Here is a 19,987-nt window from a genome sequence, read left to right on the forward strand (position 1 = left end):
TTCTCTCCCCATGCCTTGGACCACACCGGCCGGTGCGTGCAGGGGATGCACGGCCAGCATAGGGGCAAGCCCCGCGCATCCACAAATTAAATGTTGGAATGCGCGGTATTTAGTTACTGAATGTGAGCCAGCTACGCTGTGCACGCCTTGGCCAAGGGGTTGCCCCGGGCTATGTGCGCAGTCAATCAAACCGATCAGCCACCAGTAGCAATGACTGCGGTTCTGTACTCTGTGGGTGTTGCGGCTCCTGCAGGCTCACCAACTTGAGACCTGCCATTTCCAGCGCGTTCAACCAACTGGCCAGGGTGCGGAAGTACCACGGCATCGGCCGCCAGTTGCCGGCAACGCCGGCAAACGATTCCTCGCGCCAGCCATCCTGGTAATCCCCGTGCGCCTCACTCCAAGGGTGCAGTGTCTGGATCACCAGCGCACCGCCGGGTGCCAGCAGTGCGTTGACCGCCGCCAGCAGCGGGATGATGTCCTGGTGCAGCAAGGCGAAGTTGCTGCAAACCAGGTCGTAACCTGTGCCAATCGGCACAGCGCCGTCGCACAGTTGCCGGTAGCTTGCCAGGTGCACCTGTGGCGAGCCGGCTGCCCGTGCCGCCTCAACCAGCGACGCATCGCCATCCACCCCGGTGGCGTCGATGCCGCGCTCGGCCAAGGCGCGCAGGAGCCACCCCTCACCACAACCCAGGTCGAGAACACGTTCAGGCTGGCGGCCCAGTATCGCTACCAGGATGGCTTGATCGGTGACTTGCCGGCGGCTTTCGATGGCGCCACTGCGCACGGCTTCGATCCAGCTATTGGCGTTTTGCTGCCAGCTCAGGCGCAGGGCTGCTTCAGGTGAGGGCACGATGGCCTCCGGGTTTGCCTGCGAAAAAACCGGCGCCTTCAACCTCAATGTCCATACCGGCCAACCAGGCTCTGCGCACCCAAGGCATGCCCTTGCAGCAACTCCATCAGACCATTGCGGTCCAGCCCATCGGGCAATACTCCGATGGGGATGTCGGTCGCTATCAGTGTCAACGCATAGTGGTGCGGGTTATCCCCGGCTGGCGGGCACGGCCCACGGTAGGTGAGGGTGCCGCGCGAATTGCGGCCCACGGTCACACCCTTGGTGGTCAAGGCGTACTTGCCTTCTTCCAGGCTACCCAATTCAGGGTCGATGTTATAAGCGACCCAATGCACCACCCCGATACCCTTGCCGCCGTCCGGGTCGAACATCACCAAGGCCAGCGAGCGCGTGCCGGCAGGCAAGTTCGTCCAGCTCAACTGTGGGGTACGCTCCTCGCCCGCACCGCAGGCCGGGTCGGGCCCGACCTGCTGCAGGGCGATGACACCGCCATCGGTGAAAGACGCTGAGCTGATCGACAGCGCACCGGAGCCGCTGCCCGCGGCCAGCACAGTGCCGGGCAGCAGCGCGGCGAACAGCCAGGGTTTGAGGTTCATGACGATTCCTTGGCAGGGCGACTCGCCGCAGTGTAGCCCAGGCTGCCGTCAACGGCTGTCCTGGTCCTCGGCGGTGCCACCGGTATGCCCGGCGCCAGACCCCGTTGCTTCGCCAGTACTGTTGGAGCCGCCTGCGGCGCCATCGGCCGCATCGCCGCCGGTATCGGCGCTGTCGTTGTCCTGGCTGCTGCCGGGGCTGTTGACGCTGCTGCCCTCACCGGCAGTCTTGCCGCCTTGCTGGTCGGTTTTCGGGTAAGCGTCGGTGTTGGTGTTTGAGGTATCGGAAGCAGCGAAACTGGTGGCCGAGCCCAGGCCCAGGGCAAGTGTTAGGAGCAGGGGGAGTGGACGAATGCGGATCATGGCGAATCTCCTGTGAGGATGATCTGTCATTCGTTTGGCTGGCCAGTGATGGCGGGGTGCCCTTGGGGCGACGGGCGGTCACCATCAGGGGCTGCTCGCCAGCCCCCTGGGTTCAGTGCGCGTTGACGCCTGAGGCCTGAGCCTCTGCCGGCTCCAGCGGCGGGTGCTCCTGCGCCGCCTGCTTGAGGTCTTCGGTCACCCGCAACTCGGCACCGGTCGGCGAGAACGTGGTCGAGGCAGTGAACGGTGCCGGGTGCTCCGCCGCCGGGCGTTTGCCCCGGCGCCACAGGAAAAAGCACACCATGCCCAGGTTGACCACGGCGAATGCCCAGAACAGCCCGGCCTCGCCAAACTCGGTCATGGCCGGAGAAATCGCCAGCGGGGCCATGGCCGAACCCAGCGAGTTGATCAGCAGCAGGCCCTGGATCATCGGCACCAGCGCATCGGACGGGGCCCGGTCGGCCGCATGGCTGACCGCAACCGGGTACAGCGCGAACACCCCACCACCGAGCAAAAACAGCATCACCGGCAGCAACGATGACTGCGACGGCAGGAACACGGTGATCAGCGACAGCACCACGCACAGCGCCGCCAGCGCGATCAGCACATCCTGGCGGTCCTTGCGGTCGGACCAGCGCCCCACCGGATACTGCAGCAGCATGGCGCCGAGGATTACCCAGGCCATCATGTTGCCGACTTCACCCACGTCCAGGCCGATGCGCTGCAGGTACAGCGGCAGCAAGGCGTAGATCCCGGCAATGGCCACGCCCGAGCCGAAGCAGCCGACCAGCCCGGAAGGCGCCACACCCAGCAACTGGCGCGGTTTCAACGGTTCGACCTGGTCCAGCAGCGGCGATACACGTGGCAGGATCACGATCGGCAGCACCGACAACGCGGCGAGCATCCCTGCCAGCATGAACGGAGCGCTGTCACCCAGGTGAGTGATTTCGCCCAAACCGGCCTGGGCAATCACCCCGGCGCCGTAGAAGGCAATCATGTACAGCGCCAGCAATCGGCCGCGGATTTTCGCATCGCCCGCCAGCAGCAGCCAGCTCTCGATCACCAGGAACACACCGACCGCAGCCCAGCCATTGATCAGGCGCAGGATCGACCACCAGGTGGTGTCGTAGAAAAGGCCCTGCAGCAGGATAGTCGCGGCGATCAGCGCGGCGAAGCTGGAGTAGGCGCGGATATGGCCGATGCGTAGGATCAGCCGGTCGTTGAAGATCGCGCCCAGGGTCAGGCCCAGGAAGTAGCTCGACGACACGATACCGATCATCGTTGCCGATTCACCGGCAGCGCCAAGGCGCAGGGTCGTCAGGGAAGACATGAAACCGTTGCCCAGGGCAATGATGAACAGCCCGAGCAGGGGCGCCAGCGCCATGGCCAGCAAACGCGCAGACATACAAACCTCAAGTTGGAGTGGCGGTTGGGAGCGCCTTTTCGAACGCGCACGCCAAACAGGCCCAATGAGGGCCGCAAGGCTGCACGGGTGTGCCTGGGCTGGATGCGACCTGGGCAAGACTCAACCGCTGGCCCCATAAAGAGCTTGGCCGGGCGGGGTCGGTTGAGCCTATTTCACATGGACGGGCATGTGGTCAGGCACGGACTCTGTCGTTGCTGCCGGTTGCCACCGTTCAAGGCGACGGGCGAAAAGGAGGCGCGATTCTACGGCCTTCGAGGGGTTTGCCCAAGGGGGGGTAGAGTGCGACGGGACGCCGCAGGTCGGAATACTTCGGCTTTGTGTCTGGAGCCGACATTGTGTGGGGCTACTTTGCAGCCCCATCGCTGGCAAGCCAGCTCCCACCCCGACAGCGTGATCCCAAGCATACTGCTGTCCCTGTGGGAGCCGGCTTGCCGGCGATAGGGCTGCAAAGCAACCCCGCGATGTTGAAGGCTGCGGCATAATGTCGCCCAAACGCTCCAAGGAAGGCCTACCCCATGCTCGCTTCACTGTTCGCCGTTCTGGCCCCGGTCTTCATCGTCGCCGGCATCGGCTACGCCTGGGCCCGCAAGGGCCTGGACTACCCCACGGCATTCGTCGCCCGCATGGTGATGACGGTGGGCACCCCTTCGCTGGTACTGTCGACCCTCAGCCGCACCGAGCTGGATCCGGCTGCCTTTACCAGCATGGCGATCGCCTGCCTGCTGTGCACGCTGGCGATGGCGTTGGGCGGCTGGCTGGTGTGTCGTGCCTCGGGCCAGCACTGGCGCGTGCTGATGCCGGCGTTCATGTTCCCCAATACCGGCAACATGGGCCTGCCCATCAGCCTGTACGCCTTCGGCGAGCATGGGCTGGCGTTGGCGGTAGCGTTCTTCCTTACCCTGTCGATCGTGCAGTTCACCCTCGGCATGGCCATCGCCGGTACGGCGGCCTCGTTCAAGGCGCTGCTGCGCAACCCCATCGTCATCAGCCTGGCTGGGGCCATGCCGATCATCTTCCTGGACTTCGAGCTGCCGCGCTGGCTGGCCAACACGGCAGACCTGCTCGGTGGCATGTCGATCCCGTTGATGTTGCTGACCCTGGGTGTATCGCTGGCGAGCATCCGCGCGCAGCACATTGGCAGCGGCCTGGTGCTGGGCGGCCTGCGCATCGTGCTGGGGGCGGCGGTGGGTTGGGCAGTGGGCATGGCGCTGGGGCTGGAGCAGATGGAGCGCGCGGTGCTGATGCTGCAGTCGGCCATGCCAGTGGCGGTGTTCAACTACCTGATGGCAGTGCGCGCCAACCGTGAGCCGGAGCAGGTAGCCAACCTGGTGATGTGCTCGACAGTGCTGTCGTTTGCCTGGTTACCGCTGGTGCTGGCCTGGTGGCTGTGACGGGGCCGGCCCCGCGAAAGGGCCGGTAGGCACCCTCATTTATCAAACAGGCGCTCGTGCACCCAGCCCTTGTTGGTCAGCACCATTGCCCTTGTCTCCCTGGCCGGGGTCTGGTTGGTGGCCACGGCCTCAGCCAGCAGGCGTATGTTCGTTTGCACTTCGTTGTTAGCCGCCCAGGCCGGCAGGCCGGTGATCTTGTAGGTATAGGTGACGTTGGAAATCGTCTGGCCCATCACCTCACCCGGTTCGGTAAACCGCTCGATTGCAGTGACCTGCGCCTTGCCGAAACACAGCCCGCCGCGGGTGCTGCCGTTGAGCATCTTCTGCGCATCGGCCTTGTAGTACTTGCGGCCTTCAGCGGTAAGATCGTAGGCGTAGTAGATGTCGGTGCGTGCCGGTTGCCACAGGCGTTCCGGCACTTCGGTGCGGGAGATTTCCTTCTCGCTGACCACGCCGACTTGCGCCAGCGCATGCAGCGCCTTGTTGGTGCCGTTGGTATCGAAGTCCTGGGTCTTGGCGGGGAAAGAAGTGACCACGAAACAATGGGGGTACTGGGTGTCGAGGTAGGCCTGCGCTGCTTTCTGGAAATGGGTTTCGCTGGTGTCCGTGGTGTCCGAGCAGCCGGCCATAGTGGCCAGCAGCGCCAGCGGTACGAGCTTCCTGTACATGATCAAGCGTCCTTGGATGGCGAAGATAAAACCGGTGGGTCAGAATTAGAACCCACGGGCTAGAGCGGCGCAATCGTGGCAGGACGGCATCTCGACGCGATTCTCAGATTCACCCCCGCGCGGGCCCAGTCATTTTTCGTCACGGGTATCGATACTCACCACCACCGACATCCCCGGGCTCAGGCGCCTCGCCGCTGGCTGGTCGGCATCGACGGTGATCCGCACGGGTATCCGCTGGGCGATCTTGACGAAGTTGCCGGTGGCGTTGTCGGCCTGCAGCAAGGCGAACTCGGAGCCTGTGGCCGGTGAAATCTGCTGCACATGGCCCCGCAGCTTCAGGTGGTTGAGGGCGTCCACGGTGAAGGTCACCGGCTGGCCGATGCGCACATCGGCCATCTGGGTTTCCTTCATGTTGGCAATCACCCACACGGTATCGGGCACCAGTGCCATCAGTTGTGCGCCGGAGTTGACGTAAGCGCCCAGGCGGGTACCGATCTGCCCCAGCTGGCCATCACGCGGCGCAGTGACCCGGGTGTTGTCGAGGTCGATGCGGGCCAGCTCCACGGCAGCCTTGGCGTTTTCAACCGAGGCCTCCAGCGCGGCGCGGTTGACGATGACCGTCTCGCGGTCCTGGCGGGCGATGGCCAGCGCGGCCTTGGCCTGGGCGAGGGTGGCGACGGCGGCGGCCTGGCTGGCGCGGGTAACGTCCAGGTCGCGGCGCGACACCGAGCCATCGCTGACCAGCGCCTGGTTGCGGCTGAGGTCGGCGCGGGCCTTTTCCGCCTGGGCCTTGGCATCGCCAATGGCGGCCTGGCGCTGGGCGATGGTGGCTTCGGCGCTATTGCGCTGCTGCAGGTTGTTGGCCAGCGCCGCCTGCTCCTGTTGCAGTTGGGCGATGGCCTGGGCCAGGCGCTGTTTGTAGATGCGGTCGTCCAGTTGCACCAGCAAGTCGCCGGCCTTGACGAACTGGAAGTCATGCACAGGCACATCGACCACATAGCCGCTCAGTTGCGGCCCGATGATGGTGACCTGGCCGCGTACCATGGCGTTTTCGGTACTTTCGATGGCACTGCCGAACGGCGGCAGGCGCCAGGCATAGAGCACCAGCAGGATGCCGGCCAGAGCCACGCAGGCGAACATGACCGAAGACAGGATGCGCACCCGTCGCGTGCGCACCGGGCTGGTCGGTTCGCTGGGCGGTGCGGCGCCTTCCGGGGTTTCGGCAAGGGCAGTGGTGGTGGTTGTGCGGGTTGGGTCGGTCATCGGTTGGCAGTACCGCTGGTGGAGTCGGGTGAAGCGGCCTGGCGGGCTGTGTACCACAGCCAGGAACCGCGGATGCAAATCCAGATCATGGTGAGGATAGCGATGCTGCCGATCAGCATGAACACATCGTTGTAGGCCATGACGTTGGCCTCACGCGTGGCCGCGTTGGCCAATACGCGCAGCCCGGCCTCGCTGCGCAGGGCCGGGTCAGCGAGGATGCCGGCATAACCACCGCCACCGCTTTGCACGCGGGCGTTGACCAGCGGTTCGAGGTAGCTGAGGCGGTCGACCAGGTGGCTGGAATGGAATTTTTCGCGCCAGGTCTGGAAGGTACCCAGCAGCGCGGCGCCGATCAGGCCTCCGAGGTTGTTGCAGATGCCGAACAGCACCGAGAAGCTCACCAGGTTGCGCGGGTTGGCGCGCACGTGGCTGATGCCCAGGGCCATGGACGGGCCGAGGAAGAAGGTACTGCCAAAGGCCAGCAGGAACTGGCTCAGGTACATCTGCGCCGGCCGCGTGAGGTTGCTTGAGCTGCTGTCCATGAACGCCCCGGTGGCCATGGCCAGCAACGAGATGAACAGCGGGATCACCAGGTGGTTGGGGCTGATGGTCAGCGCGCTGCTGGCCAGGCCCGCCACCGCGCCGAGCAGCATCACCCAGTACAACGTGCGCATCTGCTCGCTGCCCATGTTCAGCACTTGCAGAAAACCCACGGCGCCGGTGGACTGCTCGGAGGTGACCATACGGATCAGGATCACGCACAAGCCCAGGCGGATGATTGCGCCGCTGCCCAGCCAGCGCGTCATCAGCAGCGGGTTCTGGCGGTTGTGCTCGATGGCCAGGCCACTGAACACCAGGGCGATCGACGCTGCCAGGGCGACCCCTATCCATGGCGCCTCCAGCCACCACTCGATGCGCCCCAGCGACAGGGCGGCGCACAGCAGGGCGGTGCCGCTGGCCATCAGGGTGAAGGTCAAAAAGTCCAGCGGCTCGAAGGTTTTGAAGCGGTCGCCAGGGGGCAGCTTGAGTAGCAGAACGCAACCGAGCGCGGCCAGCGCCAGGCCCAGTTCGAACAGGTACAGGCCGCGCCACTCAGCGATTTGCAGCAGGTCTTCGGAGAAAATCCGCGCCAGCGGCAGGGCCAGCTGCGAGGCACCCAGGCCCAGCACCATGGCCTTGAGCCGCCACTGCGCCGGGAACGCCTGGATCATGTAGTACAAGCCCAGCGAACTCAGCGCGGCGCCCACCATGCCATGGGCCGCCCGTACGGCGATGGCCGAGTTGAGGTCGTTGACGAACAGGTGGGCGAAGGTGACCAGTGCATAGAGCACCAGAAACACTTCAGTGAAGGCGCGCAGGCCGAACTGCTGGCGAAACTTGACCAGCAGCAGGTTGATCGACACGTTGGTCATCACGTAGGCGGCAGGCAGCCAGGCCATTTCTGCGGTGGTTGCGCCCAAGGCACCCTGCAGAAAAACCAGGTTGGCGGTGACCAGCGCGTTGCCCAGGCCGCCGGTGATCGCCACCAGCAGGCCGACCACACCGAAGGCCAGGCGTTTGGCTGGGCTGTGCAGGGGCGTGGAAGGGGAACCGGGAAGGCTCGGCCTTTCGTGCGGGAGCCACTGGTGAGGGGTGTATTTATCCATGGCGCAGACTGTACCCACAGGCCCTACTGCCAGCAAGCCGGCTCTCACTGGGTTTGCGCTGAGCTTGAGAGCAGCGGGGTACTTGTGGGAGCCGGCTTGCCGGCGATAGGGCCACTAAAGGCGCTAAAGTGCTCTGGCCAGAAACTCGGCTGTGCGGCTTTCAGCGCACCCCGCCACATCCCGAGGCGTACCACTCACCACCACCGTGCCCCCCGCATCCCCAGCCCCCGGCCCAATGTCGATCACCCAGTCGCTCTGCGCTACCACGCGCATGTCATGTTCGACCACCACCACACTGTGCCCGCCGTCGACCAGGCGGTTGAGCTGCACCAGCAAGCGGTCGATGTCCTGCGGGTGCAGGCCGTTGGTGGGCTCATCCAGCACATACAGCGTGGCGCCGCGGGCGGTGCGCTGCAGTTCGGTGGCCAGCTTGATCCGCTGCGCCTCGCCGCCGGACAGCTCGGTGGCCGGCTGGCCCAGGCGCAGGTAGCCCAGGCCGATGTCCTGCAGCACCTGCAGGCAGCGCCGGGCCGGGAGCTGTTCGGCAAACACTTCAAGCGCCTGGTCGACGGTCAATTGCAGCACCTGGGCGATGGTCATGCCTTGCCATGTCACGGTCAGCGTCTGTGGGTTGTAGCGTGCGCCGTGGCAGGTCGGGCAGGGCGCATAGACGCTGGGCATGAACAGCAGCTCGACACTGACGAAACCTTCGCCCTCGCAGGTCGCGCAGCGGCCCTTGGCGACGTTGAACGAGAAGCGCCCGGCATCGAAGCCAAGGGCCTTGGCCTGCTCGGTAGCGGCGAACAGCTTGCGCACATGGTCGAACAGCCCGGTATAGGTGGCCAGGTTGGAGCGTGGCGTGCGGCCGATGGGTTTCTGGTCGACCTGCACCAGCCGCTTGACGCACTCCAGCCCCGCGCTCACGCGCCCGCTGCTGGGCTGCTCGGGCGCGTCTTCAAGGCTCTGTTCCTCGGGCTCGGCCGGCTGTGCGGCATGGCCCAGGTGTGCACTGACCAGCTCCAGCAAGGCCTGGCTGACCAGGCTCGACTTGCCCGAGCCGGAAACGCCAGTGACCGCAGTGAAGCAGCCCAGCGGAAACTGCGCACTGAGCTCACGCAGGTTGTTGCGGGTAATGCCTTCAAGCCGCAACCAGGCCTGCGCCGGGCGTGGTGTGCGGCTGGCCGGCTGTCGCCCGGCGAACAGGTAGGCGCCGGTGCGCGACGCCGCAACCTGTGCAAGGCCCGGTGGCGGGCCGCTGTAAAGCACCTGGCCGCCGTGTTCACCCGCCGCAGGGCCGACATCTATCAGCCAGTCGGCCCTGCGCATGGTGTCCAGGTCGTGCTCCACCACATACACCGAGTTGCCCGCCTGTTTTAGCCGCTGCAGCGCCTCGAAAAGCGCCTCGCTGTCAGCCGGATGCAGCCCGGCCGACGGCTCGTCGAGCACATAGATGACGCCAAACAGCTGCGAGTTGAGCTGCGTGGCCAGGCGCAGGCGCTGCAGTTCGCCCGAAGAAAGCGTCGGTGTGCTGCGCTCCAGGGCCAGGTAGCCGAGCCCCAGGTCGATCAGCGGCGCGATGCGCTCCAGCAACTCGTGGGCGATGCGCTGTGCGGCCAGGCGTTTTTCCAGCGTCAGGGTGTCTTCATGCTGCTCCAGGTAACCGGGCGCCGCCACTGTGCGCAACACCTCGGCCAGTGCCTGCAGCGGCAGGCGCGACAGCTCGCCGATGTCGCGGCCGGCGAAGGTGACTGCCAGCGCTTCACGCTTCAGGCGTTTGCCCTGGCACAGCGGGCAAGGGCTGGGGCGCATGAACTGGGAGACGCGTTTGCGCATCTGCGCACTCTGCGAATGCATGAACGTGTGCATCACATAGCGCCGGGCACCGCTGAAGGTGCCCTGGTAGCTGGGTTCGAGCTTGCGCTTGAGCGCGGTGCGGGTCTGCGCCGGGGTGAGGCCGGCGTACACCGGTACGGTGGGGGTCTCGTCGGTGTAGAGGATCCAGTCGCGTTGCTCTTGGGGCAATTCACGCCAGGGGATGTCGACGTCGTAGCCCAGGGTCACGAGAATGTCGCGCAGGTTCTGCCCTTGCCAGGCCATTGGCCAGGCTGCCACCGCCCTTTCACGTATGGTTAGCGACGGGTCGGGGACCATGGTCGCCTCGGTCACCTCATAGACCCGGCCCAGGCCATGGCATTCGGGGCAGGCGCCCTGGGGCGTGTTGGGCGAAAAGTCCTCTGCATACAGCATCGGCTGGCCCGCCGGGTAGCTGCCGGCTCGGGAGTAGAGCATGCGGATCGAACTGGACAGGGTGGTGACGCTACCCACCGACGAGCGCGCACTAGGGGTACCGCGTTGCTGCTGCAGGGCCACGGCTGGCGGCAGGCCCTCGATGGCGTCGACATCCGGCACGCCGACCTGGTCGATCAGGCGCCGGGCATAGGGCGCGACCGACTCGAAGTAGCGGCGCTGGGCTTCGGCGTAGAGGGTGGAGAAGGCCAGCGAGGACTTGCCTGAGCCAGAGACGCCGGTGAATACCACCAAGGCGTCGCGGGGGATGTCGACGTCGATGTTCTTGAGGTTATGCTCACGGGCGCCACGTACGCGGATGAAGCCTGGCGGGGTGGGGTGGCGTGGTGGCATGGGGCTTTCCTTCGCGGGGGGCAAGCCTCAAGTTTGCACCATTTGTGCGGGTAGTGCAGGCCTCAGGAGCGCTGCTCACGTGTCCCCAGCACGTCGCGGATGTTGTCCACCACATTACTGTCCTTGATCACATCGCTCAGCCAGCCCTCGAGCGGCATGTTGCCCCACTTGATGGCGCGCTCTATCAGGTACGGTACCGGGCTTTGCGGCTCGGTCTGTTTGAAGAACTGGGCAATGCCGGCGAGCATCGTGAAGGCTTCGTCGCGGGTCAGTGGCGTGGTGCGCATGGGCGCAGGCGCTGCGGCCTGAACGGGCGTATTCATAGGTTCACCTGGCTCGCTGGCTGCGCTGAGGGTGACGGCAGGCTCTGGCTCTGCGGCGACAGGGTGCAGTTCGATGCCGCGGTCCTTGAGCAGTTTCTCTGCCAGTTGGCTGGCCCGCGACAGCATGTCGGCGAGGCTGGCAAAACTTGGCGCTTCGGTACCGAACAGGCGGTCGGTGGTCGCTTGCAGGCGTTGGCAGGCCTGCAGGCTGGCGGCAATCTCCACCGCTTTGGCCTGCAGGTGCTCGGTGTCGCTGAGCACCACCGAGCGCTGGAAGATCTCGGCGTTGATCTTGCCCTCATTGAGCGCGGTTTGCATCGCCTTGGGGTTCTGCAAGGCAAGGTTTTCTACATGGCGTGATTCGTCGTAACGCAGCACGCCGAAATTCTGCCCTTGGGTAATGGGCAAGCCACCGACAATGTCGGTGAGGGTGGTCTTGAGCCAGGACAGCCGCGCAGCGCGCTCGTCCAGGCCGTCTTCGAGTGACGGGTAGGCGGTCTCCCAGAATGTTTCCAGGATGCGTTCGCACAGGGTCAGGCCGAAGGTGATGCCTTGGAAGTGATCGCGCTGGGCCAAGCCTTCGTTGAGCCAGGCGACCAGCATCAGGTCCTTGCTCTGCTGCTCAAGCCCTTGGGCCGACAGGTTGATGACCTTTTCCCAGTCGGCGGTTTTCAGGTCGGTCTGCCAGTCGCCCTGGGTCAGGTAGTCAGGGTCTGCCCGGCGCGCCTCCTTGATCTGGTCGAACAAGGCAGAGAAGCTCAAGTCTTCGCCGCTGCCACCGTCGATCGGCGCGGCCAGCTCGGCCAGCGAAAGGCCGTTGAGGAATTCAGGCATAAAACACTCTGATCAGGGGTAAAGAGCAACGTGCCGGGAGGCCCGGCACGCCGCAGGGTATGGGCCGCTTGCGCGGCCCAGGCCAAACAAGTGCTTAGGCAAACACTTTGTTCGCGGTGCGGTCCCAGCCACCGACGATGTTGCCGCCAGCCTGGCCGTCGGTACGGTTCTGCTGGGTGTAGGTGGTTTTGATGCGGGCGAAGTTGAAGCTGATTTCTTCAATCGGCAGGTCGCTTACCGCCTTGTCTTCACCGCCCTGGTTGCCACCGGCGACGAACTTGACCGAGGACACCACCACTTCTTCCATGTCGATGGTCAGGTAGGTGACCTTGTCACCACCGGCACGGTTGACGTTCAGCTTCAGCTTGGCGATGTGCTTGCCGGTGCAGCAGTGCTCGAACAGTTTGGCCGAGGCCTTGTCGACTGCCTTGCGGATCTTGAAGTCGGTCAGCGACACGCGCTCGGAGGATGCACCGCCCGAGGAGCTGGCAGTGGCCGAAGTGGCCTGGGTGGCGCCGTACTCGTAGCCCAGCACTTCGATCCAGTCCTTGTGTTTTTCATCCAGAACTTCGCCCGGGATGCCGTCGATTTGGATATACGCGTCAAATGCCATTGTAAAACTCTCCATTAACATCAATTAAAGGCCGCTCATGCGCCCCTTCGTGTTGACCTCGCCGAACCTGTCAGCAGAGGTAGCTTGCCGCCACCCGGGCCTCCTCCTGTGAGGCCCGGGTGGCCGGTTCTTGCAGCGCGGCCTCAGTTGAGCCCGCGCACTTCGATTTCCACCCGCCGGTTGGGCTCCAGGCACTTGATCAGTTGCGCCCGCGGTTGTTGCATGTCGCAGTTGACCAGCGGTTTGCGGCTGCCTTCGCCCTGTGCACTTACCAGCTCGGCGGGTACGCCCTTGCCGACCAGGTAGGTGCGGATGGTTTGCGCCCGTTGCCGGGAAACCTGCAGGTTGCCTTGGGCATCGCCGAGCTGGTCGGCGTGGCCCGAGATGATGATCTTGCCGATGTTCGGGGTGTTCAGCAGTTTGCTGGCGATAGCGCTCAGCTGGTTCTGGCCTTCGCTCTTGAGGCTCTGGAAGTCGGCGCGGGCAAAGGCGAACAGGGTGTCGGACTCCAGCGTGATGGTTTCGATCGAGCGCAACGACTGGGTCAGCAGGCTGTTGATGTAGTTGCGCGAACTGGACATCAGGAACGCGTTGTCGAGGATGCGCGGTACATCGGGTTCACGGATCTGGTCGCTGTAGAACACGATCTGGCGGCTGGCGTACAGGTAGTCCTGGTTGGCAGGACTTTCGCCGCCGGCGGCGTCCATGCGCTTGCCGGTGTGGCGGGCGATGGCCGGGTACCAGTAGTCCGGTAACCTGGCCTTGAGCAATGCCGGGTCGGCCTTTTCCCGCTGGGCAGGTGACAGCATCACGTAGGTGTCCAGCGCTGCCTTGCCGAAGTCGGCGATCGACTGGGCACGGTTGTCATGGGGCAGGGCTTCTGCCTCGACACTGTCGACACCGGTCACCGGCTGCAACTCACGGGTATTGCGCTGGTAGACCTTCAGTGTGGTCAGCAGGTACAGGGTGCGTGTCAGGTTGTCTGCCGTGGGCTTGAGCATCACGTTCTGCAGGGTGGCGAAGTAGCGCGCACGCAGTACCGGCTCGACCGCATGGCCCTGGTACAAGCCCAGGCGCATACCCAGCGGCACGGCCTGGTCGTGGTGCTGTTGGTAGTAGTGTGCTGCCCAGAAACGCAGGCGGTCGAGGCTGTGCCAAGGGGCGTAATGGCCAGGGTTGGCCTGGTCTTCGCGCTTGGCCTGGGCAAGTTCGGCGGCCATGGTGTCGAGGGTGTTGCGGTTGTTCATGTACGACCAGCCCCACAGGCTGCACAGCAGCAATCCCGCCAGGCTGGCGGCACCCACCCAGGCGGCCTTGCGCTGGCGTTCACGGCGGTTGCTGGTGTACACCGCCACCAGGTGCTGGTCGGGGATTATCACCTTGCGGAACAGGCTGTTGATGAAAAGCGGTGCCGGCTGGCTGTTACCCCCGCTACGGTCCTGGCCATGCGCCAGGGCGAAACGCTCGGCGACATGCTGGCCATGGCTGCCCCACAGGGCGTCGTCGGCTTCCAGCGCTGCGGTGAAATAGAAACCACGCAGCAGTTCGGCGTTCTGGTACGGGTTGGCCCGCAGCAGGCTGTCGACGAACTGCTGCAAGCGTGGCTTGAGCGCAGCCAGCTCGAGCGGGAAGCGGTAGGCGGCATTGTTCTGGCGGGTTACCTGAATATCCTGCTGCATCAGTTGCTGGCTCGCCACCTGCTCCCAATAGCCGGTCAGCTCGTCCATGGCCTTGCCGAAGCGCTGGCCCCAGTCGGCTTGTTCATAGCCTTTGTGCGAGAACGTCTTGCCCATCACCTCACCGCGCGCTGCGTCATCCAGCTGGCGGTAGAAGGGTGTGAAGCCTGGGATCAGGTCGCATTTGGTGAACACCAGGTAGATGGGCAGGCGTACTTCCAGCAGGGCGCAGCTTTCCTGGATACGCTCGCGCAGGCGCTTGGCCACACGCTCCTGGTCTTCGGCCGAGCCATGCAGGATATCGGCGATGCTGACGCTGACGATCAGCCCGTTGAGTGGCCGGCGCTGGCGGTGCTGGCGTAGCAGCTGCAGAAAACCACGCCACTTGCCGGCTTCCTCGGGGCTGTTCATGTAGCGGCCGGCGGTGTCCAGCAGCACCGCTTCGGAGCTGAAGAACCAGTCGCAGTTGCGCGTGCCGCCCAAGCCTGCAACCCGCGCACCTTCGCGCTCGGCGTAAGGGAAATTGAGCCCGGACTGCAGGATCATGGTGCTTTTGCCGGCGGCCGGTTGGCCGATCACCAGGTACCAGGGCAGGGCGTACAAGGCGTCCTTTGCAGGGGTGGCGCGTGGTTTGTTGCTGTGCAGGCGCTCGATGCTCTGCAGCAGGCGCTCGCGCAGCAGGCTGATTTCTTCGCGGTCGGCCGGGGTGGCGTTGAGTACCGCCTGGTCTGCGTCATCACGCAGCAGCGCCTCAAGGTTGTGGTGCTGGCCTGCGCCACGGTAAAGCAGCAGTACATAGCCCGCCGACAGCAGCAGGAACACGCCAATGCCCGCGAGCAGGCTGTGCAGCGAGGCAAAACCCAGGGCACGGCCCAGGGCCCACACCACGAAGATCGCCAGGAAGAAGGCCAGCCCCAGGAGGTAAGGTTGATAGCGCAGGCAGTAGTACTTGATCTTGTTCATACAGGCGTCGCATCCAACGCATCGACAAAGCGGTCGATGACGTGTTCTAGAGGTCGGTCGTAGTCGTGCACGGGCGTTTGTGGCGGCAACGGGTTGAGCAGATCCAAGCGTTGGCCGGCTGCGGCCGTGCCGCTGAGCAGGCGATACGCTGTGCCGGTATGGCGCGACGGGAAGCAGTACAGCCGCGGGTGCATGAAATCGTCGGCCAGCAAGGTTACCGCTGGTACGTCATGGCGCCTGGCAATGCGCGTCAGCCAGGTCAGCCACAGGTCGGCGGTGGGGTTTTTCAGGCCACGCTCGGCCGGCAACGGCAGCTCGATACCGCCGTCGAAGTCGCCGTGCAGCGCCAATTGCGTAGCCCGCAAGCGTGCCAGCGCGGTAGCACCGTCGAAGGCCGGCCAGGAGCCCTTCAGCGCACGGGCGATGTCGCTGAAGCTGAAATCATGCAGGAACTTGCTGTACACACGCCGGAACAGGTCCATGTCCTGGGCCTGCAGCGGGCGCAGGGCCTTGATGCGTTCGAACAGGCTGGCGCGCTCGGCGCCTTGCACTGCCTGATGCAGCAACGGCTTGATTTGCGCACTGAACAGCTCGCCGAGGGTGAACGGGTTGAGCAGCGTTTCACCTTCTTGGCCCTTGAGCAGCTGGAAGATGAAGAACGGGTAGCGTCGGGCACTGGCATCGCGGGAGCTGAGCAGGCCGCCCAGCAGCCAGTTGCCATTGCGCGCGCGGTAGCAGAAGAAGCACATCGGCAGAGCATCGAACAACGCCTGCCAGTCCTCGCGGTGGCGCATTGCCGCCAACGAGGCCTGTAGCCAGGCGTCGAACTCGCAGACTTCCTCCGCCGCGCCATGCAGGCTGACGAAGTCTGCGCTCGACGGCAGCTTGCCGAAGCAGCCGATCATTGTGCGCCCCTGCCAGCGTCGTTGAGGGCGCTCAGCGCCTTGACGTCGCCCAGGTCGGTGAGTTTGACCCCGCCGAAGTTGCGCACCACCAGGCTGACCCGGCCATTGGCCGTGTTCCAGCTGAAGCGCTGCTGGATGCCGTCCAGGTCGTCGACCCGGGCGCTTTCGTTCATGCGCAGCAGGCCCCACCGCCCCGGGAAGTCGAACACGGTGATGCGTGCACCGCTGAGGGTGACCACGTCCAGGCGTGCGCCCGGCGTGTTGTTGGTGCCTGGCCAGGCAAAGCGGCTCCAGCTGCTGCGGCCGTTGCGGTAGTGCTGCTCCTGGCCATCAAGGGTGAACACAATGTCGGTAAAGTTGGCCGACGGCTCAAGCATGATCTCGAAGCCGTTGTCGCGGTCCGACAGGCTGGCGATCACCTGACCCACGTTGCTGGCCTTGTCGATGCTGTTGAGCATCCCCGGGTTGACCAGCGCCGGCGCCTTGCCGTTGCTCAGGCCCAGCCCTTCACCGCCGGACAGGTTGCCGATCTCGTTGCGCTTGAAGGTCGGCAGCAGGCCGCTTTCGGGGTCGACGAAACGCTGCAGGTCCTTGACCGAAGCTTCGTTGCGGCTGCCGGTGGCGATCGGGTAACGGTGCGCCATGACCTGCTCCCAGGGCTTGGCGATCTGCTGCTTCCAGGCTTTGGCGATCTGTTGGCCGGCCGGGTCGCGCAGGGTTTCCCAGGCGTACTGGATCGGCAGGCTGAACAGGCCCTGCAGCGAACGCGACAGGCCGTCCTGGCTGGTGTCGACGCTGGTTTCCACGTAGTTGCGCACGGTGGTCACCTCGCTCGGCTGGCCTTCCAGAGTTTCGCTGATCAGCTGCTTGCTGCTTTTACCGACATCCTGCGAGCGCTGGATGTTGTTCATGCGCACCTTGAGCTTGCGCAGCGCGGCCAGGTAGCGGTCCATGATGGTGCTGTCGGCGCCTTCGGCGTTGTTGGCTGCGAACACCCGGGCGACCGGCTCGAAACGCTTGGCCAGGCTGCCGTCGTCCACGGCCGGCAGGCTAGGGGCCAGGGCTTCAGGCGCCACGTCTTTGGCTTCGTCGATCAGGCCGGTTACCTTGCTCCAGAAGCCGTCCGCGCGGGCATTGCCCGTAGGCGTGGTGTCGCGCTTGACCGGCAAGTCCCACTGAGTGTTGTCATTGACCGCTGCCAGCAGGTTCTTCACCGGCGAGTTCTGCACATCGCTGAGCAGCCCAAGGTGTTCTGTGGCCGAGGCCAGGTCGGCGAAGTGGCGCACGCCCACGCTGCTGACCATCTTGTACCAGGCCTGGGTGTAATCGCGTTTGTAGCGGGCCATGAACTCGCGCACGAAGTTGGCTTTCTGCACGATGGCATCGCCGCCTTCGCCGTCGAGCACCCAGTCCGACTCGTTGCGCAGGTTGCCCGAAACCAGCTTGATCAGCTCGGGCTTGACGAAGGTGTCCCAGCCCTGGCGGGTATAGATCGCCGGCACGCCGGCAGAGCTGTACAACAGGTTACGGCCAGGCGTTGGCACCAGGTCGTTGAGGCTCAGCGCCGGGAACTGGCGGCTGGACTCCAGTTGCAGGCGCAGGTATTCGCGATCCACCAGCGAGCTGGAAATCATGAATGCCTTGAGGTTCTGCCGGGTTTCGTCGATCAGCTGTTGGTTACGCGGCAGCGACGGCGCCTGGCCTTGCTCCAGCAATTGAACGTACAGAGGGGCGTTTTCGCTGATGACGGCTGCGTCGGCGGGGGAACCTTGGGTTGCGGCGCCTGCCCAGGCCTGCGGCAGGCTGGCAGCGACGAAGGCTGGGTCCGGGTGGGCTTGTGGCTCGGTCAACAGCAGGTACAGCTTGAGGGTGTTATAGGCCTCGATGATCGACGCCACCTGCTGTTCGTCCAGGCGTCCGAGCATCTCTTCTGACAGTGACAGGCCGCCGGTGGTGGCGGACAATTCGGCCGCGTCGCTGGCCGTGGCCAGGTTGACCTTGGCGGCGTAGGCGCCGGCACGGGTTTTGGTCAGGGCCGCTTGGGCCTTGGCCGCCAGGCGAGGCGTCAACGGTTTGCCATTGCGGCTTTTCGGCGCCGGGGTGAACTCCAGCTCCTGGTTGATGCCGCTGGCAAAGGTGTTGAACGCACGCATCTGCACCTGCAGGCTGCGGGCAATCGGCTCCAGTGCCTGGCTGCGCAGTTGCGCCAGGTAGGCGTCGCGGGCCACCTGGTGAATAGCCTCGCCGTGGTACAGGCCGGCGCTCAATTGCAGCGGGACACCCTGCTGGCGATGGGCCTCGACCGTGGCCATCTGCCCGCGTAGCACTTCCAGGCCTTTACCGGCAGCCAACAGCTGTGCGCGGTCATCGGCGCGTTCGATTTCGGCCAGTTGGCCACGCAGGCTGTCCAGCCACTGGCGGTTGTTGGCGAACGATAGCGCCTGCCAGCCGATAAAGGCCACCCCGGCGGCAGCGGCCAGGCCCAGCAACAGGGGGCTGAAGCCTGCCTTGCGGCCCAGGCGCGACTGGTACAGGGTCAGGTCGCGGTCGGGGAAAATCACCTGGCGGAATGTGTCGGTGATGAAGTAGCTGCGGTTGCCCTGCGTGTGGCTGGCCGGCTGGGCGCCTTCATCGTGGGCCGCTTGCAGGGCAAAGTTGTCGGCGATGACGTCATCGTACACCTGGCCCAGTTGCTGCTCGGTCTGCAGCGCACTGGTGAAGTACAAGCCGCGCAACAGCAGCGGGGCACCGCCACCCTGGCCGCGGGTGAAGTGCTCAAGGAACTGCTCCAGCACGCCATTGAGTTCTGCGAAGTACTGGGGGAAGTTGAGCAGTGTGCTGTCGGCATCTGCGCCGAGGCTGATCATCTGCGCATCGACGTGGCGGCGGATGTGGCTTTGCAGGTTTTTCAGGCGAGTGTTGAGCACCGCCTGCAAACCGTTGTTGCGGATTTCCGACAGGCCAAAGGTCATGCCCAGCGGCTGCTGGCGCTGGTGCAGGTCCAGGCCTTCGAAGGCCTGGTTGAAGCCGGGCAACTGGTCGGTCTTGCTCAGCATCAGGTACACAGGCGGGTTGGTGCCCAGGCACTCGGCGTATTCCTCCACGCGCGCCACCAACTGCGCGGCAAGCGCGTTACGGCCGTCGCTGTTGGCCGCCAACAGTTCAGGCAGGCTGACCACCAGCACCAGGCCGTTGATCGCTGCCTTGCCGCGTTGCTTGCGCAGCATGCGCAGGAAGGCTGAAAACTCGCTGGCAGACTGATCGTCGCGCAGGTAACGGCCTGCGGTGTCGATCATCACTGCGTCGGGGCTGAAATACCAGTCACAGTGCTGGGTGCCACTTTCGCTGTCATTGGCGGTGGCGATGCTGGCCGAGAGGCCCGAGTGGGTCAACAGCGAGGTTTTGCCTGCAGCCGACATGCCGATCACCAGGTACCAGGGCAGGTCGGACAGGGCCGCCTTGCCACCGCCACCGGCGGAGCGGTCGGTGCGCAGCATGGCGATGGCATGCTTGAGGCGCTCGCGCAGCACTTGCTGGTCGCGGAATTCACCGGTGGCGTTCCACGAGCGATCGACCTCGATCTGCAGCAGGTTCTCCAGGTTATGCTCGGCGCGGATGCGCTGGTACTGGCGCAGCACGATCACCAGCAGGAAGCAGGCGCTGATGATGGCCAGCGCTTCGGGCACATGGTGGCGCAGCCAGGGCACCATCGGTGCCACCAGCCAGCAGATCAACAGGGTCACCAACCACAGCAGTGGCAGGAGAATCCAGAAACTCTTCAACAGACGCAGTAATGTTTTCATGTCTTCCTGACTCGGCTACCTGAGGTG

General features: G+C 64.8%; 14 protein-coding genes. 1 reads left to right on the forward strand and 13 read right to left on the reverse strand.

Annotated features, from left to right (window positions below; genetic code table 11):
- Positions 1-181: 181 nt before the first annotated feature.
- The 4 genes from JET17_RS12640 to JET17_RS12655 all read right to left on the reverse strand — a co-directional run bounded on the left by JET17_RS12640 (position 182) and on the right by JET17_RS12655 (position 3,214).
- Positions 182-853 (reverse strand): class I SAM-dependent methyltransferase, encoded by a 672-nt coding sequence (locus JET17_RS12640; protein ID WP_012314348.1) that lies wholly within the window; start codon positions 851-853, stop codon positions 182-184.
- Positions 854-897: 44 nt separating this feature from the next.
- Positions 898-1,449 (reverse strand): YbhB/YbcL family Raf kinase inhibitor-like protein, encoded by a 552-nt coding sequence (locus JET17_RS12645; RefSeq protein WP_012314349.1) that lies wholly within the window; start codon positions 1,447-1,449, stop codon positions 898-900.
- A 48-nt stretch (positions 1,450-1,497) separates the two neighbouring features.
- Positions 1,498-1,809, reverse strand: coding sequence for a hypothetical protein (locus JET17_RS12650; RefSeq protein WP_012314350.1), 312 nt, complete (start codon positions 1,807-1,809; stop codon positions 1,498-1,500).
- A gap of 112 nt (positions 1,810-1,921) precedes the next feature.
- Complete coding sequence (locus JET17_RS12655) at positions 1,922-3,214, reverse strand: MFS transporter (protein WP_012314351.1); 1,293 nt, start codon at positions 3,212-3,214, stop codon at positions 1,922-1,924.
- A gap of 536 nt (positions 3,215-3,750) precedes the next feature.
- Here JET17_RS12655 and JET17_RS12660 point away from each other — a divergent pair.
- The gene (locus tag JET17_RS12660; RefSeq protein ID WP_012314352.1) at positions 3,751-4,626 is read left to right on the forward strand and encodes an AEC family transporter; all 876 of its coding nucleotides are present in this window, start codon (positions 3,751-3,753) and stop codon (positions 4,624-4,626) included.
- Positions 4,627-4,661: 35 nt separating this feature from the next.
- Here the strand turns inward: JET17_RS12660 and JET17_RS12665 are convergent, their stop codons facing one another.
- The 9 genes from JET17_RS12665 to JET17_RS12705 all read right to left on the reverse strand — a co-directional run bounded on the left by JET17_RS12665 (position 4,662) and on the right by JET17_RS12705 (position 19,960).
- Positions 4,662-5,294 (reverse strand): hypothetical protein, encoded by a 633-nt coding sequence (locus tag JET17_RS12665; protein ID WP_012314353.1) that lies wholly within the window; start codon positions 5,292-5,294, stop codon positions 4,662-4,664.
- A 129-nt stretch (positions 5,295-5,423) separates the two neighbouring features.
- Positions 5,424-6,557 (reverse strand): HlyD family secretion protein, encoded by a 1,134-nt coding sequence (locus tag JET17_RS12670; protein ID WP_012314354.1) that lies wholly within the window; start codon positions 6,555-6,557, stop codon positions 5,424-5,426.
- A complete protein-coding gene (locus tag JET17_RS12675; RefSeq protein WP_012314355.1) occupies positions 6,554-8,203 on the reverse strand; it encodes an MFS transporter in 1,650 nt (549 codons plus the stop codon). The genes JET17_RS12670 and JET17_RS12675 overlap by 4 nt, the downstream gene beginning before the upstream one ends.
- 123 nt (positions 8,204-8,326) lie before the next feature.
- Positions 8,327-10,843, reverse strand: a complete 2,517-nt coding sequence (gene uvrA / locus JET17_RS12680; protein ID WP_012314356.1) for an excinuclease ABC subunit UvrA — start codon at positions 10,841-10,843, stop codon at positions 8,327-8,329.
- A gap of 62 nt (positions 10,844-10,905) precedes the next feature.
- Complete coding sequence (gene tssA, locus JET17_RS12685) at positions 10,906-12,000, reverse strand: type VI secretion system protein TssA (RefSeq protein WP_012314357.1); 1,095 nt, start codon at positions 11,998-12,000, stop codon at positions 10,906-10,908.
- Between the two features lie 94 nt (positions 12,001-12,094).
- Positions 12,095-12,613: an Hcp family type VI secretion system effector gene (locus tag JET17_RS12690; protein ID WP_012314358.1), complete on the reverse strand. Its 519-nt coding sequence runs from the start codon at positions 12,611-12,613 to the stop codon at positions 12,095-12,097.
- Positions 12,614-12,756: 143 nt separating this feature from the next.
- A complete protein-coding gene (gene tssM, locus JET17_RS12695) occupies positions 12,757-15,252 on the reverse strand; it encodes a type VI secretion system membrane subunit TssM (RefSeq protein WP_012314359.1) in 2,496 nt (831 codons plus the stop codon).
- Positions 15,249-16,157, reverse strand: coding sequence for a type VI secretion system-associated protein TagF (gene tagF / locus JET17_RS12700; RefSeq protein ID WP_012314360.1), 909 nt, complete (start codon positions 16,155-16,157; stop codon positions 15,249-15,251). Before tagF ends, tssM begins: the two co-directional genes overlap by 4 nt.
- Entirely contained in the window at positions 16,154-19,960 is a 3,807-nt protein-coding gene (locus JET17_RS12705) for a type VI secretion protein IcmF/TssM N-terminal domain-containing protein (protein ID WP_012314361.1), read from the reverse strand. Before JET17_RS12705 ends, tagF begins: the two co-directional genes overlap by 4 nt.
- Positions 19,961-19,987: the final 27 nt, after the last annotated feature.

This window comes from Pseudomonas putida (genome assembly GCF_016406145.1).
GTDB lineage: Bacteria > Pseudomonadota > Gammaproteobacteria > Pseudomonadales > Pseudomonadaceae > Aquipseudomonas > Aquipseudomonas putida_E.

What these genes read in the sequence shown, in the direction of transcription:
- tssM (WP_012314359.1), bottom strand. Translation starts at nt 15,252, where the DNA reads ATGAACAAGATCAAGTACTACTGCCTGCGCTATCAACCTTACCTCCTG.
- tagF (WP_012314360.1), bottom strand. Translation starts at nt 16,157, where the DNA reads ATGATCGGCTGCTTCGGCAAGCTGCCGTCGAGCGCAGACTTCGTCAGC.
- JET17_RS12705 (WP_012314361.1), bottom strand. Translation starts at nt 19,960, where the DNA reads ATGAAAACATTACTGCGTCTGTTGAAGAGTTTCTGGATTCTCCTGCCA.
- uvrA (WP_012314356.1), bottom strand. Translation starts at nt 10,843, where the DNA reads ATGCCACCACGCCACCCCACCCCGCCAGGCTTCATCCGCGTACGTGGC.
- JET17_RS12690 (WP_012314358.1), bottom strand. Translation starts at nt 12,613, where the DNA reads ATGGCATTTGACGCGTATATCCAAATCGACGGCATCCCGGGCGAAGTT.
- JET17_RS12650 (WP_012314350.1), bottom strand. Translation starts at nt 1,809, where the DNA reads ATGATCCGCATTCGTCCACTCCCCCTGCTCCTAACACTTGCCCTGGGC.
- JET17_RS12675 (WP_012314355.1), bottom strand. Translation starts at nt 8,203, where the DNA reads ATGGATAAATACACCCCTCACCAGTGGCTCCCGCACGAAAGGCCGAGC.
- JET17_RS12645 (WP_012314349.1), bottom strand. Translation starts at nt 1,449, where the DNA reads ATGAACCTCAAACCCTGGCTGTTCGCCGCGCTGCTGCCCGGCACTGTG.
- JET17_RS12665 (WP_012314353.1), bottom strand. Translation starts at nt 5,294, where the DNA reads ATGTACAGGAAGCTCGTACCGCTGGCGCTGCTGGCCACTATGGCCGGC.
- JET17_RS12660 (WP_012314352.1), top strand. Translation starts at nt 3,751, where the DNA reads ATGCTCGCTTCACTGTTCGCCGTTCTGGCCCCGGTCTTCATCGTCGCC.
- tssA (WP_012314357.1), bottom strand. Translation starts at nt 12,000, where the DNA reads ATGCCTGAATTCCTCAACGGCCTTTCGCTGGCCGAGCTGGCCGCGCCG.
- JET17_RS12655 (WP_012314351.1), bottom strand. Translation starts at nt 3,214, where the DNA reads ATGTCTGCGCGTTTGCTGGCCATGGCGCTGGCGCCCCTGCTCGGGCTG.
- JET17_RS12670 (WP_012314354.1), bottom strand. Translation starts at nt 6,557, where the DNA reads ATGACCGACCCAACCCGCACAACCACCACCACTGCCCTTGCCGAAACC.